Consider the following 17,516-nt stretch of genomic DNA (forward strand, 5'->3'; position numbering starts at 1 on the left):
TTGCAGCATGTTTAGTCGAAACGCGGCTTACTACGTTCCTGACGCTGACCCTGGTTACGCTCACTATGGTTACGTTCACCACGGAAGCTACCACGATGGTCACCGCCACGGTTACGGTCAAAACGGCGCTCACCATCACGACGGCCACGAGATTGACCATCACGCTGGCCTTCACGGTTACCACCACGAGGACCACTACGGAAACCACCTTCACGGTTGCCACCGTTACCGCCACGACGATGCTCACGCAGTACGTTATCTTCAACCACAACGGCTTTCACATCGTTCTGGCGAATACGCAGTTTTTTCAGCTGAGCGACAACATCTGAGCTCATCTTCTTCGGCAGCTGAACATAAGTATGCTCAGGCGCCAGTTTAATTGCACCGATAAAGTCTTTGCTCAGACCCAGTTCGTTGGCAATGGCACCGACGATGTCTTTCACCTGTACGCCTTGCTCACGGCCAACCTGCAACTGGTAAGTATCCCAGTCAGCAGTATTGAACTGGCGGCGCTCACGACGTTCGCCACGTTCCCCGCGTTCACCGCGCTCGCCACGTTCACCACGGCGATCACGACGTTGCTTTTCACGCTCAATCGCAGCGATCATCGGATCCGGGCCATTGTAGAACAATGGACGATTGCCTTGCTGACGTTTCAGCAAGATTGCAGCCAGTGTCGTCGCATCAACTTCGATAGAGCTTTGCAGCTTTTCGATCAGCTCAACAAAAGCTTCCAGGCTTGCGCTTTCTTTCTGCTCTTCCAGCTCTTTACCCAAACGAGACAGACGTGCTGCAGCAACATCATCACGCATTGGCAGCTGAATTTCTTCCATACGGGACTTCGTCACACGCTCAATGGTACGCAGCATGCGGATCTGGTTGGTGCGAACCAGCAGAATCGCTTTACCCTGACGACCAGCACGACCAGTACGGCCGATACGGTGAATGTAAGATTCAACGTCAAACGGAATATCGTAGTTGAATACGTGCGTGATACGCGGCACGTCCAGACCACGGGCAACAACGTCAGTTGCAACCAGAATATCAATGACGCCACGTTTGATGTGATCAACAGTCCGCTCACGCAGAGACTGTGGAATATCACCGTGCAGCGCTGCTGCTTTGAAACCGCGGGCAGACAACCAGTCAGCCAGACGCTCAGTATCCTGACGGGTACGAACGAAAACAATCGATGCATCCGTTTCTTCAGTTTCAAGCAGACGGATCATGGCTTCGTCTTTCTCGACACCTTTGACGACCCAGAACTGCTGCTCTACTTTCGCAACAGTACGGTTTTCACCCGCAACATCAATTCGTGCAGGATCACGCAGGAAACGATCAACGATTTCCTTCACCATCGGTGGCATGGTTGCAGAGAACAGAACACGCTGTGCTGACTCTGGCGCTTGCTCCAGAATCCAGGTTACATCGTCAACAAAGCCCATTTTCAGCATTTCATCGGCTTCATCCAGAATGAAGGTATGAACTTCATCCAAATGCAGACGATCACGGGTGATCAGATCTTTCACACGACCCGGTGTACCAACCACAATATGTGCACCGTTTTTCAGCGCACGCATCTGGTCAACGATAGAAGCACCGCCGTAGATTTCCAGAACCTTCAGGCCCTGAATGTTCTGGCCCAGGTTCTTGATTTCAGCAGCAACCTGAATTGCCAGCTCACGAGTCGGAGCCATCACAATCGCCTGAGGCTTGTGTTGTTTCAGATTGATTTTGTTCAGCAGAGGCAGTGAGAATGCTGCTGTTTTACCTGTACCTGTCTGAGCCTGGCCCAGTGCATCAGTGCCGGTCAGCAACAGTGGAATAGAGGCCGCCTGAATCGGTGTCGGCGAAACGAAGCCCATCGCGTCAAGTGCGGATAAAATAGTGTCGGCCAGCTCTAACTGGCGAAATTCTGTAACAGATTCTTGCATTGGGTACCCAATAGATAATCGAACGTAAACGGGGCCCCTTTGCTTTCAACACGGTTCAGCAACAGTATCCACAAGCATGGGCCTCGACTAAGGCGCGCATTGTGCGCTATTCAAGGTTAAAATGCCAGAAAAAATTGATTGCCGTCACAAATCATTACTTAAGCATGTATTTATTATTCAATCAGCTTGAGATATGAGCACCCTGATATTCTTTTTCGACTGCTATTGCATCATCCCATTGAAAGTATTGATTCCTTCCACGCTGTTTTGCCAGATATAACCCCTGATCAGCGCCAGCAAGCAGCACTTCTTCCTGAGCGTCTTCAACTGGTGTTCGCGTATATAAACCCAGACTGATGGTGATAATCCCTTCCCGGGTTCCGGTATGCGGAATTCCGAGTTGTGAAATCGCGGCTAACATCTCGCCAGCTAAGCCACTGAGGGCTTCTGCCGACATATTGGGGAGCAGGCAAACGAACTCTTCCCCACCATAACGGCTGAAAATCGCTTTTTCGTGTTTCTCTGCCAGGTTTTCAAGCGTGACTGCAACCTGCTTCAGACAGACATCTCCCCGTTGGTGACCATAAGTATCATTGAATGCTTTAAAATGATCGACATCTAAAATAATGATACTCAATGGCAGTTGCTTACGCGCTGCAACCTGCCAATAGCGTTTCAGGGTTAAATCAAAGAATCTGCGGTTTGCCACACCGGTCAGACCATCTTGCATGGACCATGCTTCTAATCTCCGGTTAGCTTCTTCAAGCGCTTTATTGGTTTGTTGTAATTCCTGCATCCTTTGCTGAACGCGCTGCTCCAACTCGGCATTTAACCGGGTCAGCGCTTCATGGCTGCGCTTAATCACAATTTGTTGCCCCAGCGCCGCACCAAACAACTTCATGATTTCTTTTTGATGTTCGGTCAGGCTTCTCTGACTGATCAGGTTATCCGCAGCAACCCATCCGATACACTCATCGCCATTCCACATCGAAATCATGGCATTCCAGCCCGTGCCGACCTGCTGCGTGCCAAAATATAGCGGCGCGTTTTCTTTCACAACCACAACATCTTTTCTGCTCAGGGCTTCATGCACGAGCGGATGATCAGGAATATCACTGGAAAAACTGTATCTGGAAACAATTTCACCATCAGGATCCGTTCCGTACGTCCCTTGCATGGTGTATTGCTGCATATCTGTCAGGAAAACGGCCAAACGGTCGATCCCCAGTTTTTTCCTGCCCAGGGTAATCGCTGTCCGGTATAAGTTATCAAGGTCAACCGATTCAGCCAGAGCCAGCGTGACTTCGTGTAGCTGCTTTAATAAAGACAAATATTCCCGGAGCGAGTAGTTACGGACCTCCAGTTCAGCCTCCACACTCCGGCGGCTGATGTTATGTGTCAGTGCTTCTTCACGAAGCATGTGCACACTGATGTCAGAAGCGATCAAAAGCAAGACTCTTTCAAAAGCAGCCAAATTTTGGGTCAGACGTTCAAGAGAAAGCGTTTCCGCATATAAATAAGCCACTGCTTTGTCGTGCATGATGATAGGAAACAAAATTCGCTGCCATTGCAGGCTCTGTTCGTTCCAAATCGCCTTAAATGGCTTGTGTGCGGTCCGGGTGACGGCACGGCGGGTTTGTCTGACTTCTTCCAGATGCTCGGGAGGAACGCCATTATAATTCGTCAACGACAACGGATGCAGATAATACTTAAACTCTTCATTTCCCATCCAGCTTGCCAGCACACGCGTTTGCCCTTCCTGTTCAACCAGTAACGTCAGGTAGGATAAATCAAGGGTATGATGCAATTCAGAAAGCAAACGATGGCACCAACGTTCCATGTTTGCCTGACGGGCAAGCGTGTCAACGAGCTTATCCAACTCATCGTTGAGTTTAAACGGCATGCTTTTCCTTACACGATTCTGTGTCTTGATTCAGTCAAAAAAATATAACGCAGGGAGTACAAAATACTCCAAGTTGAGAATAATAACGACCGCTGGGGCGGACTATGAAAGCTTGTTTGTGATTTTCTACAACATTTGTGACCAAGAATTTATAAGTCGACTTTATCACCACACATTTTCTGAATATGGAACGCGCCATTATTGATTCATATATTAGTTACTTTCCGCAAATTCTACCCAAGGTATGAACCGGAGTGACGATAAAAGAATCAGCAATCCGTGACCGTGATTGTCTGAAAAGCCAGACAAAAATAGTTCTGATTGTCTTTTCGCTGCGCTGAAACATGCTTTGCCCTTGGTTTTGCCCCTGTTAATCCGTATAGTGTGTCAGTTCATAATCCGGGACCAGGCATAATGTTTCAAGATAATCCGCTTTTAGCACAACTGAAAAAACAGATTCAAGAATCACTTCCGAAGAAAGAAGGTCAGATCAAAGCAACGGATCGTGGCTTCGGCTTTCTGGAAGTTGACAACAAAGACAGCGTTTTCATTCCGCCTAACTATATGAAAAAAGTGATGCACGGCGACCGCGTGATCGCTGTCATCCGCACGGAAAAAGAGCGTGAAGTTGCTGAGCCGCAAGAGTTAGTCGAACAATTTATCACACGCTTTATCGGCCGAGTGAAACGCATCAAGGATCGTCTGAATGTGGTTCCGGATCATCCTCAGTTGAAAGATGCCATTAAAGCACGGACGGTCAAAGGCCTCAGCGCAGACAGCCTGAAAGAAGGCGACTGGGTTGTTGCAAAGATGACACGCCACCCACTGGTTGGTGATAACAAAACTTTCTTCTGCGAAATCACTGAAAAAATCACCGACAGCGAAGATAAGATCGCACCTTGGTGGGTCACACTTGCCCGTCATGAACTACCAAACGCTGAACCTGCCCCGCAGGAAAGCTGGCACATGATAGAAGAAGGCCTTCAGCGTGAAGATTTAACCGATCTGCCTTTTATTACCATTGACGGCGAATCAACCAAAGATATGGATGATGCGCTGTACACTGTGGCGAAAGAAGACGGCAGCTTTGAGCTGACTGTCGCGATTGCCGACCCAACCTCTTATATTGAAGTTGGCAGCGACATGGATAAAGAAGCGCGTGAGCGTGGGTTTACCATCTATCTGCCTGGTCGCAATATTCCGATGCTGCCTCGTGAACTGAGTGACGAACTGTGTTCACTCATGGAAAACGAGAAGCGCCCTGCGCTTTGCTGCCGTCTGACGGTGGACAAAGATGGTGTGATTCAAGATGACATCACGTTCTTCGCGGCATGGATTCAGTCTCAGGCACGCCTGAACTATGATGACGTCTCTGATTATCTGGAGCATGGTTCCACGGAGAACTGGGCACCAAACGACATCATTGACGCTCAGGTGAAAGCCCTGAAAGGTTTCGCGGATGCGCGGAGCAACTGGCGGAGTCAAAACGCTGTTGTGTTCCCGGATCGTCCGGATTACCGCTTCGAGCTGAGTGAAGATAACGACGTTGTTGCAATTCATACCGATCCGCGCCGTACGGCGAACCGGATGATTGAAGAAGCCATGATCTCCGCCAACATTTGTGCGGGCCGGGTGCTGCAAGCGAAGTTCGGTAAAGGCGTTTACAACTACCATAACGGTTTTAATCCGGAAAAAATCGACAACGCGATGGAATTCCTGGCTAATGCCGAAGCACCTTTTGAGAAAGAGCAGCTCCTGACGCTGAATGGCTTCAGCGCATTGCGCCGTTGGTTGAATGATCAGGAAACCACTTATCTGGATAATCGTCTGCGTAAATTCCAGGCATACAGTGAGGTTGGCAACGAGCCTGCTGCGCACTTTGCGATGGGACTGGATGTCTACGCGACCTGGACTTCACCTATCCGTAAGTATGGTGACATGATCAACCACCGCATGCTGAAAGCTGTGGTCAGTGGGCTGGAACCTGTTCAGACACCAGATGAGACCATTGGTGAAGAGATTTCAACCCACCGCCGTAGCCATCGCATGGCTGAACGAGATGTGGCTGACTGGCTGTACGTACGTCTGCTGAAAGATGCTGTACAGGAAGGCACTGTCTTTACCGCCGAGGTGTTCGACATTAACCGTGCCGGCATGCGCGTTCGCGTACTGGAAAATGGCGCATCCGCCTTTATCCCGGCGCCGCTGATTCTGGATAATAAAGAACGCATTGAATGTAACGGTGATCTTGGCATCATCAACATTGATAAAGTGCGTGAATTCCAGTTGGGTGATCACTTTGAGATCGTCCTGACCGAAGTTCGTGAAGCGACGCGTCAACTGGTTGCAAAACCAGTGAAGCAATTCCCTGAAGTCAAGACTCAGGCAGAGAATCAGTCCGAAACCGAAAAGGCCTGATTTGTAAATCACCGAGGGTGGTCACCTGCCGCCCTCAGTCAACCTCTCTACCCCATTAGCCAACCTGAAAACTCATTACAATATCTGGTGATTCATGTCTTATCTTCATCACGTTGAACAGTGGCTCGATGATGTCGTCATCGGATTGAACTTATGTCCGTTCGCCGCCAAACCGCGCAGAAATAAGCAAATTCGGATTGCGATCTGCGAAACTGACTCGCTGGAAGTGCTTTTAGAAAACATTCAACAAGAGATTCAACGCCTGGACAATACGCCAGTCTGTGATCTTGATACAAGCTTGGTCGTTTGCCCCAACCTTTTACAGGATTTTGACGAGTACAATCAGTTTCTTGATATGGTTGAGGCGCTCATCAGCCAGTGCGGGAAAGATGGTGTTTATCAGGTCGCCAGTTTTCACCCCGATTACTATTTTTTCGGAACGCACCCCGATGATGCAGAAAATTTGACGAATCGTGCGCCCTATCCAATCTTTCATCTAATCCGTGAGGACAGCATGGAGAAAGTACTGGCGCACTATCCTGATCCAGAAGCAATACCAGAACAGAACATTGAGAAGATGAATGCGCTGACCAAGGAAGAAATACGTCAGCTTTTCCCTTACTTAATTAGTAAAAACTAATATATTCAGCCCGGCAATTGCAGGGCTTTTTCATTCTATAACAATGGCCTATGACTCAAAATTGTATCGCGTTCAGACTGAATCCATCCCCGCCTTCAAATGTGTTGGGATTAAGCACCAAGTTAGCTATGATATCTCCTTGACAGGGAATATTGTAATGCAAACACTCTCATTTTCAGTATTTAGAAACGCTAAAATGCGTTTCGCGCTGCCTTTAGTTCTGGCTATGGGTACCTTCGCCGTACACGGTGATATTGTGGCCTCGATGTCACATCAGGTTGAAGTGTTGCTGCTGCTTCCCTACATACTCCTGAGTCTGGTCATGATGCTATGCCAGCCGTTCAATCAGAGTAAAACAGGGATCAGCGCGATGCTGATGCTGCTTGCTTATTATTTGATTCAGCAGAATTTACAGGCACCGCTGGCCCAGTCAAAAACCGGATTAACCTACATTTTACTGGCCATTCTGCTGCCTCTGAACTTGTTTCAGCTTCACTTTATCCCGGAAAGGCGGCTGTTTTCGCGGTTTGGGCTGATCTATCTCGGTATCCTCGGGCTTCAGTTATCCTGGGGGTGGCTGCTGATTAAACATGTGGAACCGGATCAAACCACCAATGTATGGCAAACCTATTTTTATACATTGGGAGATTTTTCGCCGCTGCCCTTAATCCTGATTCTCATGCTGCTTGCGCTGGCCTGTGCCAGTGCATCAATCATTCTGAAACGAAATCAGGGCTATGATCAGGCCACCTTTATTTGCTTACTCTTTTCCGGGCTGACACTGACTCAGTTTCAGCAACCCTATATATCGAGTATCGCCTTTACTGTGGCGTCTGGTTTGTTGTTACTCAATCTGATGTCCTGTTCGCATGAACTTGCCTTTATTGATCCGCTGACAGGCATTCCAGGCAGACGGGCAATGGAGACAGAGCTGAAGCATCTGGGCAGAACTTATACCCTGGCGATGCTGGATGTGGACCACTTCAAGCAGTTCAACGATAAATACGGCCATAAAACCGGCGATGATGTGCTGAGATTGGTGGCTCAGTTTTTACTGAATATCAACATTAAAGCCGATGTTTACCGCTATGGCGGCGAAGAGTTTACGATTCTCTTTAAGGGACGGCGTAAAAGTCAGTGTATCGAAGCACTGGAAGAACTCCGTGAAGCAATTGCAAACTATCCGATGCATATCCGAGATGTGGAGTCCAGGCCACTCGATGATTTGGAAGGGAAACGCAAACGCGGCAGTCGGAGAAAAAATGAAACCGTGCAGATCACAGTCAGTATCGGTGTGGCAGACAGTCAGGAAGACTCAAGAACCGCCAATGTCCTGAAAGTCGCTGATAAAGCACTGTATAAAGCGAAACAACAAGGAAGAAATCAGGTCGCCTGATCCAAGCAGCGACCGCTTTCTGTCCAACACAACAAAAGCCTTTTCATTAATGATAAGGCTTTTGTTGTTTCCGGCCCTGTACTTCACTTCCAGAACACCTTCTCTGACAGGCAGATCAACGTTTTGCGATTGAACACATATAAAAAAGCCCGGTGAACACACACCGGGCTTTGGTTACCAATTCAACCTGCGGTTTGTCTGAAACAAAGAGCAAGTCCAGCTATGCAACGCCAATAGATTGAGAGAAACATTTAACAGATCGGCGGCCAAACCAATGTTAAACCTTCATCTCCGGGGATGGCCCACCCTAAGTGAACATGGGCCTTCTTGTTATTTTTATCCCTTGACCCCGCCGGCAGTCAGACCGCCGACCAGGAATTTCTGCGCCAGCAAAAACACAATCGTAATCGGCATCGCCGATAATACGGCTGCGGCTGCAAAATCACCCCACAAGTAGTTTTGCGGATACAGATATTGCTGCATTCCCACAGCCAATGTGTAGGAATTTACATCACGCAATAACAACGATGCAACAGGAACTTCTGTAACTGCGGCAATGAACGAAAGAATAAACACCACAGCAAGGATAGGTACAGAAAGCGGCAATAAAACCAGTCGAAAGGCCTGCCAGGGTGTCGCCCCATCCAAGGCGGCGGCTTCTTCCAGAGAGCCGTCAATAGATTCAAAATATCCTTTGATTGTCCACACATGCAACGCAATACCGCCCATATAAGCAAAAATCACACCGCCATGCGTGTTCATCCCCAGGAAAGGAACATACGCCCCCAAACGGTCAAACAACGCATACAGTGCAACCAGTGCCAGCACCGGCGGAAACATCTGTAAAATCAGCATAGCACGCAGAATATGGCTTTTTCCGGCAAACTTCATTCTCGCAAATGCATAAGCACAGGTTGTGGACAAAGCCACAATTCCGATTGCCGTTAGCCCTGCGACTTTCACTGAATTCCAAAGCCAGGTCAGAACCGGGAACGGGGGTAAAGTTTTACTCCCGTCGGCATGCTCAACCGCAATACCCAACGCCAGTTTCCAGTGTTCAAGCGACGGATCGCTCGGAATCAGTTCTCCGGATGCATAATTCCCTTCCCGGAATGAAATCGCGATCACCATTAACAGCGGTAACATGATCAGTCCAAGGAAACACCACATTGCAATATGCGTGGCCCATACCCGGTATTTCAACGATTTTGGCTGTACCATTGCCATGGATTTCCCCTTACTCAGCATCCAGTTTGGTAAATTTCATATTCAACAGCGACAAGCCACCGACCAGCAGAAAGATGATCGTTGCGATTGCACCCGCCAAACCAAAGTCTTGCCCGCCTGAGCCTTCAAATGCAATCCGGTAGGTATAACTGACCAACAGGTCGGTATGTCCTGCCGGAACACTGGTTCCAAGCATGTCAGGCGCACCGTTGGTGAGCAGCTGAATCAACACAAAGTTGTTGAAGTTAAATGCGAACGTAGCGATCAGCAGCGGGATCATCGGTTTCACCAGCATCGGTAAAGTGATGCGGAAGAAGTTATCCAGCGGCCCTGCGCCATCCATTGCAGATGCTTCATACAAATCATCCGGAATGGCTTTCAACAGCCCCATCGCCAGAATCATCATGTAAGGGTAACCCAGCCAGGTGTTGACGATCAGAATCATGGATTTCGCCAGAAACGGATCGGTGAACCAAGATGGACTCAATCCAAACAGACCTTCCAGCACCTGATTAATTTCACCAAAACTCTGGTTAAATAAGCCTTTGAAAATCAGAATTGAAATAAATGCCGGGACAGCATAAGGCAAGATTAACAGCACCCGGTACAAGCCCCGCCCTTTGAGGGCTTCCCAGGACACCACCTGCGCGAGCACAACGCCGACGGCCAGTGTGAAGACCACGGTCAGCCCGGCAAATAAAACCGTCCAGACAAAAATGCTCAGGAATGGTCCCTGAATTCCGGGATCCGTAAAAATTCGCGTAAAGTTCGCCCAGCCCGCGCTGACAACAAATCCAGGCGACATTGGCTCACCAATAAACTGTCCCTGACTGTCTACTTCCTGATAAAAACCAATGGCTGCATTCGGCTGATAGACCTGCTGCGATTTTTGATTGATCAGTGTCTCCCCGTCGCTCTGCAACGCATACAGCGGCTGACTGGCGGCAAACTTGCGCAGTCCGGACATGGTCAATTGTTCGCCGTTCGGTAACACTGCAGCCACTTCACTCAATTGCTGACGATGCTGAATTACAGTTTTCAGCGGTGCTTTCGGCGAGGATGGCATTGATGCCTGACGAAGTGATACAGCACCGCTCAGCGTTGTCAGATCAACCGGATCACTGACAAAAACGCCTTCATCGGTTTCCAGTGCCAGCTGATATAGGTTGTCCTGCCCGTAGAGTGAAAACTGATAGCTTTCTCCGGATTGAAACCGTTGTGCCATCAACACCGATTGAGCGCGTTCAAAACTCAGCTGATTCGTACCGCTGTAGTTCGTAAACGCCAGACCTATGGTATACACCAGCGGAAAGATGATGAACAGAATCATCCCGGCCACGCCGGGGAAAATATATCGGTGCGCGTAAGTCCGCTTTCGGGCAAACACATAAACGCCAAGCGAAGTCAGGATCAGGGTCAGTAACGCAAAAGCATACTCAGCACGCGCATACATCAAGATGATCGCGTAGCCATTCAGGATGCTGATCCCGCCCAGCGCGGCCCATTTCAATCCAGCTCTGAATGCGGGCTTTTTCTCAGAAGTTTTAGTCATATCAGTCGCATCAAGCGTGATTTCGGCAATAGGTTGAGGCTGCATGCGCTTTCCTCGCAGTACGTCAGAGGAAGGAGCAGACGAACGCCTGCTCCGATAGGTCAGTTTACTTGGTCATTCGGTCTGCGACCGTATTCAGTGCTTCTTCAACAGACTGGCGACCGTTCACGACGTTATTGATTGCAGCTTTCTCGGCATACCAGAAAGACGACATCTGCGGAATATTCGGCATTACTTCACCGTTCATGGCGTTCGCCATTGTGGCAGAGATACGCGCATCTGCACTTAGTTCTTCCTGGAATGAATTCAGTGCAACGGCGCCCAGCGGCGTATCATTGTTCACTTTACGCAGACCATCGTTGGTCAGCAGATAGTTCTCCAGAAACTCCACGGCCAGATCTTTGTTTGGTGATGCAGAGCTGATGCCTGCGGTCAGAACGCCGACAAAAGGTTTAGACGGATTACCATTGAGTTTCGGCAGTAACGCGACACCATAATTGATGCCTGCTTTATCAATGTTCGCCCAAGACCAGGGACCATTAATCGTCATGGCAACTTCGCCTTTGTTGAAACCCGCTTCTGCAATCGCGTAGTCAACGTCCGGGGCAATCACACCCTTCTCAACCAGGCTTTTTACAAAAGTCATGGAACGCTTGGCGCCTGCATTGTTCACACCCACATCTTTTGCATCATAACCAGATGCGGTGAATTTAAAGGCATAACCACCGTCAGCAGCCAGCAGCGGCCAGGTAAAGAAAGGTTCCTGCAGATTCCACATGACAGCACGCTTGCCCTGTTGCTTCAGCTTGGCATCCAAAGCCGCGACGTCCTCCCAGTTTTTCGGTGGCTCTGGCAACAGATCTTTATTGTAAATCAACGACAACGCTTCAACCGCAACCGGATAACCGACATACTTGCCGTTATAAGAAACCGCATCCCAGGTGAAATCAGCAAATTGACTGCGAAACGCATCTGAAGGCTTCACTTCAGTCAGCAGGCCCGCCTGCGCATACCCGCCAAAACGATCGTGCGCCCAGAACACAATGTCCGGGCCATCACCGGTTGAAGCCAGTTGAGGAAATTTTTCTTCCAGCTTGTCCGGGTGTTCGACCGTCACTTTGATGCCAGTGTCGGCTTCAAATCGTTGACCCACTTCGGCCAGGCCGTTATAGCCTTTATCACCATTGATCCAGATGGTCAGTTGCCCTTCTTCAATCGCTGCGTGGGCAGAGACAGAACCAAGAGCGGCAAGGGTACAGAGTGCGACAGTACTGAGGACTTTCTTCATTGTTATATCCTTCCAGATGGTTATCGTTGCAGTTTTGAACAGGCAACACATTATCCAGCCTCTATCATCTCTGAGTCATTCTGATGAGGCATCATCCTAAGCGCTACGCCCCCACCACTGTGTATAAAAAGCGTGATCAACGTCATCAGCATCAGTGACCCACTTCTAAAAAACGCATCTATTCGTGATGGGGCGCACATAGTACTTGCAATGATTTCATCTGGCAGTACAACAGGCCGTAAAGTGTGATCCAAATACTCCTCCCCCTCTCATCCCCTGAGAAGAATGCTGTAAGGAGGATGTTATCAGCAAGTGGCTCATACACAATTCAACGACCCTCAACGAGGCTTGAGCTTGTTCAGCAGGATCACTGCTGCTGTATTGTTGACTGTTGCTGCACATTGCAGCTTAGATGCCCGCCACTTGGCATCGCACTGAACAGGATTGCTTGGGGAAGTCTCTCCTGTTGATCATGGGTAGCTGCCGTTCAACTGCCGCTGTACTTTTGGGCGCTACCCTGTTTTTTCTTCACCGACTTTGAGCAGTTCGCTTGCAGGCAATCCGCCTGAAGCGGGCTGGAAACAACTGATAGAGGGAAGCCGGATGGCAAGTGTCACTTTACGTAATGTCTGTAAAGCATATGGCGAAAACCTGATTTCGAAAAATGTCGACCTGGACATTGCTGAAGGCGAATTTGTCGTCTTCGTTGGCCCGTCAGGCTGTGGTAAATCCACACTGCTCCGTTGTATTGCAGGCCTTGAAGAGATCACTTCAGGCGATTTGTACATCGGCGAACAACGCATGAATGACATTCCTCCCGCTCAACGTGGTGTGGGGATGGTCTTCCAATCCTACGCGCTGTACCCGCACCTGAATCTGTTCGATAACATGTCATTCGGGATGAAGCTGGCCCGCGCTGATAAAGAGGAAACACGTAAACGTGTGGCGCACGCTGCTGATATTCTTCAGCTCGGCCACTTACTGGAGCGGAAACCGAAAGCATTGTCTGGCGGACAGCGCCAGCGTGTCGCCATTGGGCGGACACTGGTCGCACAGCCTAAAGTTTTCCTGCTGGATGAACCACTGTCAAACCTGGATGCTGCACTGCGTGTCCAGATGCGAATCGAAATCGCCAAACTGCACAAGCAACTGGGCAGCACCATGATCTACGTGACGCACGATCAGGTCGAAGCCATGACGATGGCAAACAAGATTGTGGTTCTTGATGGTGGCGCCGTTTCTCAGGTTGGAAAGCCACTGGAGCTGTACCACTACCCGGAAAACCGCTTCGTTGCCGGATTTATCGGCTCACCGAAAATGAACTTCATCAGTGTATTCGTCGAGCAGGTAGAAGATGAACGCGTGATGGTTCAACTGGCCAACGGTACAGCCTTCTGGATTCCTGTCGACGGCAGCTCAGTGACCCGAGGCGATCGGATGTCGCTCGGCATTCGACCGGAGCACCTGACGACGGCAGAAGAAGGCGACGCAGTTGTTGAAGGTAAGATTCAGGTGGTTGAAAAACTAGGGCATGAAACGCAGGTCTATCTCAATCTGAAAGGTGTTGATGCCGACTTTATCTATCGTCAGCCGGATATTCTGGATGTCGAATCCGGCGAAACACTGCGTGTCGGCATTCCGGCATATCGCTGTCACCTGTTCCATCGTGACGGCCAAGCCTGTCGTCGCTTGTATCGGGAAAAAGGGGTCTGATCCCATCGACAATGCCAATCAGCCACAGAAAGTCACGGGTATCCTTCAAGGTACCCGTTTTCATATCTGCAGATTATAAAGACCCCGCCTCTTTCAAACCGATCGGAATGAACAAGGCCGCTAATTTACATTAAGATTGGTAGTGGGGATGTGTCAGGAAGACGCCGCCTGACACTGATTGCGACACTGTTCATGAGTCGGAGGTCACAATGAGTATCAGAGAACGCATTGAAGACATCGAACAACGCCTCACTGCTGCTTATCAGGAAGGGGACTATCAGCAGGTCAGGATGCTGGAGAACCAATTGAAAGAAATTCGGGGTCACCAGAGTATCGTGGATGACAGAGAGCCATACTCACCGGAAGGTCGATTCTATCCCGATGATGGGGAATAACCCCTCAAACTTCATTACTTCAGTCCGGCACAACTGCCGGGCTGAGATTTCAGTCGTCTTGATGAGGTCATCGCTTCCAGCTCCCCTCGTTGAACAGAAAGTTTACGGATTGTTAAAATCAATCTCTAAGGTTTGAAAATAACAAATTATCTCCATGCCAACAGACGGCACGATGTATAAAATGAAACAATCAATGTCAAACACAGAGATACCGAGCTTCTTTTTACAGTAATTTAAGTCGTCTGAGGGCGTTTCCTCGTTGAATATGCAGGCATCAAGAATGACATTCTGAAGCATCATGCCAGAACCATGATATTGTTTGACACCACTCAGATGGCACATCAATGCCTGACCTTGGTTCGGATCTCTCAGAGAGAGATCGACAATTCTCAGATAGGGATCAACGTGTATTGTGCTGATTTCCCAATCATGTAAATCAGGTAACCGCCAAGTCTCATTCATTGATAACCCCCAGATTCAGAATCCACGTTCCCATTCAATCGTCTACACGCATCACTAAATAGCTTTCGCCATCGAAGATCCCAAGAATGAGCACTTGAATGTTGTCCAGAACCTCAGAAATAAAACGGTCAATATCGTCGATACAATCAACCTCAGCATCGAACAGCACACATAAGAAATGCCAACTGAGTTTGGTGGCATAAATTAACGACAGTAAATCTTTTTCAGAATCAATCATAGATTGACTGACAAAATGATAAGCGACGTCATGGAAAATAAAGCCATGGGAATGACCATGCATGAACTCACTCCCATTTGCCATCACATCATCAAAGAGGCAGCTTAAATGTTCTTCTTTGAGTAACTCTTTTATAAAACAGGATAACCAGAGACTTGAATCAACGACTTTCACAACGCCAGATTCATGTTGATTTTCTTTGTGGTTCTGACTGAATACACCACCACAATTCAGGTTAATCTGGTGAGTCATATGATAATTATCTGGGACAATGACCTTACAATTAAATCGTCTATTTCTAATCGTTTCAATTAACTTCTTTTGAAATCCATTCCGTCCATCCAAATAATCACGGATATACTTTCTCCCGTGTGACAGATCGATATTCATCAGTTTCACATCATTGCCTGTGTTAAACTTTTCCATCTCTGAATCAATCCTCCATACTGGTTCGCCTCAGACACTCAACGACATACAGAATCATCGAATCACGACTTTCAATAATCAAGCTGACCTAACCTGACCATCTTATTTATTTGAGTACCTATCCCGATGTAATCAGTGCACAGTCATGCCATAGCTGAGTCTTGAGGATTTGCTCTATCTGAAACAGTGTAACAAGTTTGTAGTTTTCTTCTTTTCTTTTGATGAAACATGGAAACACCCAATAAAAAATGCGTTGTAATTGCGTATCGCCGGGAAACTCCATAGGAAAGTATGACTCAAAGACAAAACTTGATAAGTCGACACCAAATACTCAAAGCCTCTGTCACAACCACCTTGGTTCACTGCGTTGTACCAGCTGTCGATAGAAGCATCATCAAGCCAGTTCAGTGGCTGCTCTGCTGTTCCCCTGGGTTGCTATCTGTAACTGATTTGGCCTTCGGTGTTAATCTGTGTTCCCTTCCGATATGAGTGAGATATTCACTATTTTTTCTCTAATTCCCTTGAGTAAGTTTTTCTCTATAAATTCAAAGTCGCTCTATCCTTATGCCTGCATTTATCTTAGTGAACTTTGAAATTTTGTAATGATCATTCTCATGATTTAAACATACACGGGAAACATGATTACCTATACATATAGGATAAAAAATTTAACCCTCAAAATAAAAGTTAAGGAATGAACATGTCTAAAATTATTCTAGCGTGCCATGGTGGTGGAGTGAGAGGCGCTGCAACTACCCAATTTTTGGCTCGAATTGAAGAATCTTTAATGAATGAACATAATAAATCAATACGTGATTGCGTAGATTTTTATGCTGGAACTAGTACTGGCTCAATCATTGCTTTAGCTTTAGCAACGACGAACCTTTCTATGTCCGAGATAAACGAGCTGTATAATGTCACTACCGCAAAAAAAATATTTAAAGAGAATAAGGGATTTTTCGAGTTTGATGGTATTAATGCACCAAGATATGAAGGGTACGGTAAGACGAAAGTTCTCTCCGGAAAATTTGGTACTGCACGGATTCAAGATGTTCCTGATGGCAAACATGTGCTCGCAGTCACTTATGATGTAGAAAAAAGAACACCTGTTGTTTTTAAATCAACAAATAAAGAAAACCGAAGAAAGTTATCTTCAGACATTGCAGATGCATCCAGTGCTGGGCCTACATACTTTCCTACCAAAAGCCTAAATGGCCACTGGTATGTTGATGGAGGGGTTACAACCAACAATCCTACAATGTGTGCAATCGTTGAAGCCTTGAGAGCATGGCAAGAGACACCTATTAGTGAGCTACTTGTACTTTCAGTTGGGACAGGTTTTAGAACTCGAAAAATCAATGGGCCTGAATCAAGAAAGTGGGGGGCCTTGGGGTGGTTTACAAAAGGCAATATAATTGACTTGCTTAGAGACGAAAAAATTGTTTCTTACCAAGCAAGAACATTACTCAAAGATGGAAATTACATACATGTAAATTCTGATATGAGTAAAGAGACAATGCCTAATCCACCAGACGATGCAATGGACGATATATCAAAAGCTAACATTGATAAGCTTAAAAAAATGGGTGATTGGTGGTTTAATATTTATGGTAATGATGCAATTAAATTATTGTTAGGTAAATCTCTCAACCGATCGCTTGACAGCATTGACCCACTTACCAAGAAACCAACCTAACTCTTATATTTAAGATGGTATTATAATCCTTTATCCAATGTAATTTGTAAATTAAGTAGAGCCTGAAAATGATCAAAAACCTTTGGGATAAATTTACATATTCGATTGGACGTCGTCCTCAGGGTAGCTTAAGAGAGGTTACTTAAAGAATAATAAAGAAACCTTTCTTAGTCGCCTTGCTGTGATTGAAAATCTTGACGGTATTTCTCGTGAATTGGCGACTAAGTT

13 protein-coding genes are annotated in these 17,516 nt (G+C 47.5%); 6 read left to right on the forward strand and 7 right to left on the reverse strand.

What is annotated here, in order from left to right:
- Positions 1 to 11 precede the first annotated feature (11 nt).
- Both KDD30_RS20865 and KDD30_RS20870 read right to left on the reverse strand, forming a co-directional pair.
- Entirely contained in the window at positions 12 to 1,934 is a 1,923-nt protein-coding gene (locus KDD30_RS20865; RefSeq protein WP_211650218.1) for a DEAD/DEAH box helicase, read from the reverse strand.
- A gap of 181 nt (positions 1,935 to 2,115) precedes the next feature.
- Positions 2,116 to 3,837 (reverse strand): diguanylate cyclase, encoded by a 1,722-nt coding sequence (locus tag KDD30_RS20870; protein WP_211650227.1) that lies wholly within the window; start codon positions 3,835 to 3,837, stop codon positions 2,116 to 2,118.
- Between the two features lie 414 nt (positions 3,838 to 4,251).
- On the opposite strand from KDD30_RS20870, the gene KDD30_RS20875 reads away from it, so the two are divergent.
- The 3 genes from KDD30_RS20875 (at position 4,252) to KDD30_RS20885 (ending at position 8,291) form a co-directional block, all read left to right on the forward strand.
- A complete protein-coding gene (locus KDD30_RS20875) occupies positions 4,252 to 6,255 on the forward strand; it encodes an exoribonuclease II (RefSeq protein ID WP_211650229.1) in 2,004 nt (667 codons plus the stop codon).
- Positions 6,256 to 6,349: 94 nt separating this feature from the next.
- Positions 6,350 to 6,895, forward strand: a complete 546-nt coding sequence (locus tag KDD30_RS20880) for a DUF1415 domain-containing protein (RefSeq protein ID WP_211650231.1) — start codon at positions 6,350 to 6,352, stop codon at positions 6,893 to 6,895.
- Between the two features lie 157 nt (positions 6,896 to 7,052).
- Positions 7,053 to 8,291 (forward strand): GGDEF domain-containing protein, encoded by a 1,239-nt coding sequence (locus KDD30_RS20885; protein WP_211650233.1) that lies wholly within the window; start codon positions 7,053 to 7,055, stop codon positions 8,289 to 8,291.
- A 336-nt stretch (positions 8,292 to 8,627) separates the two neighbouring features.
- On the opposite strand, the gene malG is transcribed toward KDD30_RS20885, so the two are convergent.
- The 3 genes from malG to malE form a co-directional block, all read right to left on the reverse strand.
- On the reverse strand, positions 8,628 to 9,518 hold the full coding sequence (gene malG, locus KDD30_RS20890; RefSeq protein ID WP_211650235.1) for a maltose ABC transporter permease MalG: 891 nt from the start codon (positions 9,516 to 9,518) through the stop codon (positions 8,628 to 8,630).
- Positions 9,519 to 9,528: 10 nt separating this feature from the next.
- A complete protein-coding gene (gene malF, locus KDD30_RS20895) occupies positions 9,529 to 11,070 on the reverse strand; it encodes a maltose ABC transporter permease MalF (protein WP_211651917.1) in 1,542 nt (513 codons plus the stop codon).
- 106 nt (positions 11,071 to 11,176) lie between these two features.
- Entirely contained in the window at positions 11,177 to 12,358 is a 1,182-nt protein-coding gene (gene malE / locus KDD30_RS20900; RefSeq protein WP_211650243.1) for a maltose/maltodextrin ABC transporter substrate-binding protein MalE, read from the reverse strand.
- 603 nt (positions 12,359 to 12,961) lie between these two features.
- On the opposite strand from malE, the gene malK reads away from it, so the two are divergent.
- Positions 12,962 to 14,071, forward strand: a complete 1,110-nt coding sequence (gene malK, locus KDD30_RS20905; protein ID WP_211650245.1) for a maltose/maltodextrin ABC transporter ATP-binding protein MalK — start codon at positions 12,962 to 12,964, stop codon at positions 14,069 to 14,071.
- A gap of 209 nt (positions 14,072 to 14,280) precedes the next feature.
- Entirely contained in the window at positions 14,281 to 14,466 is a 186-nt protein-coding gene (locus KDD30_RS20910) for a hypothetical protein (protein ID WP_211650247.1), read from the forward strand.
- A 102-nt stretch (positions 14,467 to 14,568) separates the two neighbouring features.
- Here KDD30_RS20910 and KDD30_RS20915 read toward each other — a convergent pair whose 3' ends face one another.
- Positions 14,569 to 14,928, reverse strand: coding sequence for a hypothetical protein (locus KDD30_RS20915; protein WP_211650249.1), 360 nt, complete (start codon positions 14,926 to 14,928; stop codon positions 14,569 to 14,571).
- 34 nt (positions 14,929 to 14,962) lie between these two features.
- Positions 14,963 to 15,592 (reverse strand): hypothetical protein, encoded by a 630-nt coding sequence (locus KDD30_RS20920; protein ID WP_211650250.1) that lies wholly within the window; start codon positions 15,590 to 15,592, stop codon positions 14,963 to 14,965.
- A 700-nt stretch (positions 15,593 to 16,292) separates the two neighbouring features.
- Here KDD30_RS20920 and KDD30_RS20925 point away from each other — a divergent pair.
- Complete coding sequence (locus KDD30_RS20925; protein WP_211650252.1) at positions 16,293 to 17,288, forward strand: patatin-like phospholipase family protein; 996 nt, start codon at positions 16,293 to 16,295, stop codon at positions 17,286 to 17,288.
- Positions 17,289 to 17,516: the final 228 nt, after the last annotated feature.

It is taken from the genome of Photobacterium sp. GJ3, assembly GCF_018199995.1.
Lineage (GTDB): Bacteria > Pseudomonadota > Gammaproteobacteria > Enterobacterales > Vibrionaceae > Photobacterium.

What these genes read in the sequence shown, in the direction of transcription:
- KDD30_RS20920 (WP_211650250.1), bottom strand. Translation starts at nt 15,592, where the DNA reads ATGGAAAAGTTTAACACAGGCAATGATGTGAAACTGATGAATATCGAT.
- KDD30_RS20915 (WP_211650249.1), bottom strand. Translation starts at nt 14,928, where the DNA reads ATGAATGAGACTTGGCGGTTACCTGATTTACATGATTGGGAAATCAGC.
- KDD30_RS20865 (WP_211650218.1), bottom strand. Translation starts at nt 1,934, where the DNA reads ATGCAAGAATCTGTTACAGAATTTCGCCAGTTAGAGCTGGCCGACACT.
- KDD30_RS20880 (WP_211650231.1), top strand. Translation starts at nt 6,350, where the DNA reads ATGTCTTATCTTCATCACGTTGAACAGTGGCTCGATGATGTCGTCATC.
- KDD30_RS20875 (WP_211650229.1), top strand. Translation starts at nt 4,252, where the DNA reads ATGTTTCAAGATAATCCGCTTTTAGCACAACTGAAAAAACAGATTCAA.
- KDD30_RS20925 (WP_211650252.1), top strand. Translation starts at nt 16,293, where the DNA reads ATGTCTAAAATTATTCTAGCGTGCCATGGTGGTGGAGTGAGAGGCGCT.
- malK (WP_211650245.1), top strand. Translation starts at nt 12,962, where the DNA reads ATGGCAAGTGTCACTTTACGTAATGTCTGTAAAGCATATGGCGAAAAC.
- KDD30_RS20910 (WP_211650247.1), top strand. Translation starts at nt 14,281, where the DNA reads ATGAGTATCAGAGAACGCATTGAAGACATCGAACAACGCCTCACTGCT.
- malF (WP_211651917.1), bottom strand. Translation starts at nt 11,070, where the DNA reads ATGACTAAAACTTCTGAGAAAAAGCCCGCATTCAGAGCTGGATTGAAA.
- malG (WP_211650235.1), bottom strand. Translation starts at nt 9,518, where the DNA reads ATGGCAATGGTACAGCCAAAATCGTTGAAATACCGGGTATGGGCCACG.
- KDD30_RS20885 (WP_211650233.1), top strand. Translation starts at nt 7,053, where the DNA reads ATGCAAACACTCTCATTTTCAGTATTTAGAAACGCTAAAATGCGTTTC.
- malE (WP_211650243.1), bottom strand. Translation starts at nt 12,358, where the DNA reads ATGAAGAAAGTCCTCAGTACTGTCGCACTCTGTACCCTTGCCGCTCTT.
- KDD30_RS20870 (WP_211650227.1), bottom strand. Translation starts at nt 3,837, where the DNA reads ATGCCGTTTAAACTCAACGATGAGTTGGATAAGCTCGTTGACACGCTT.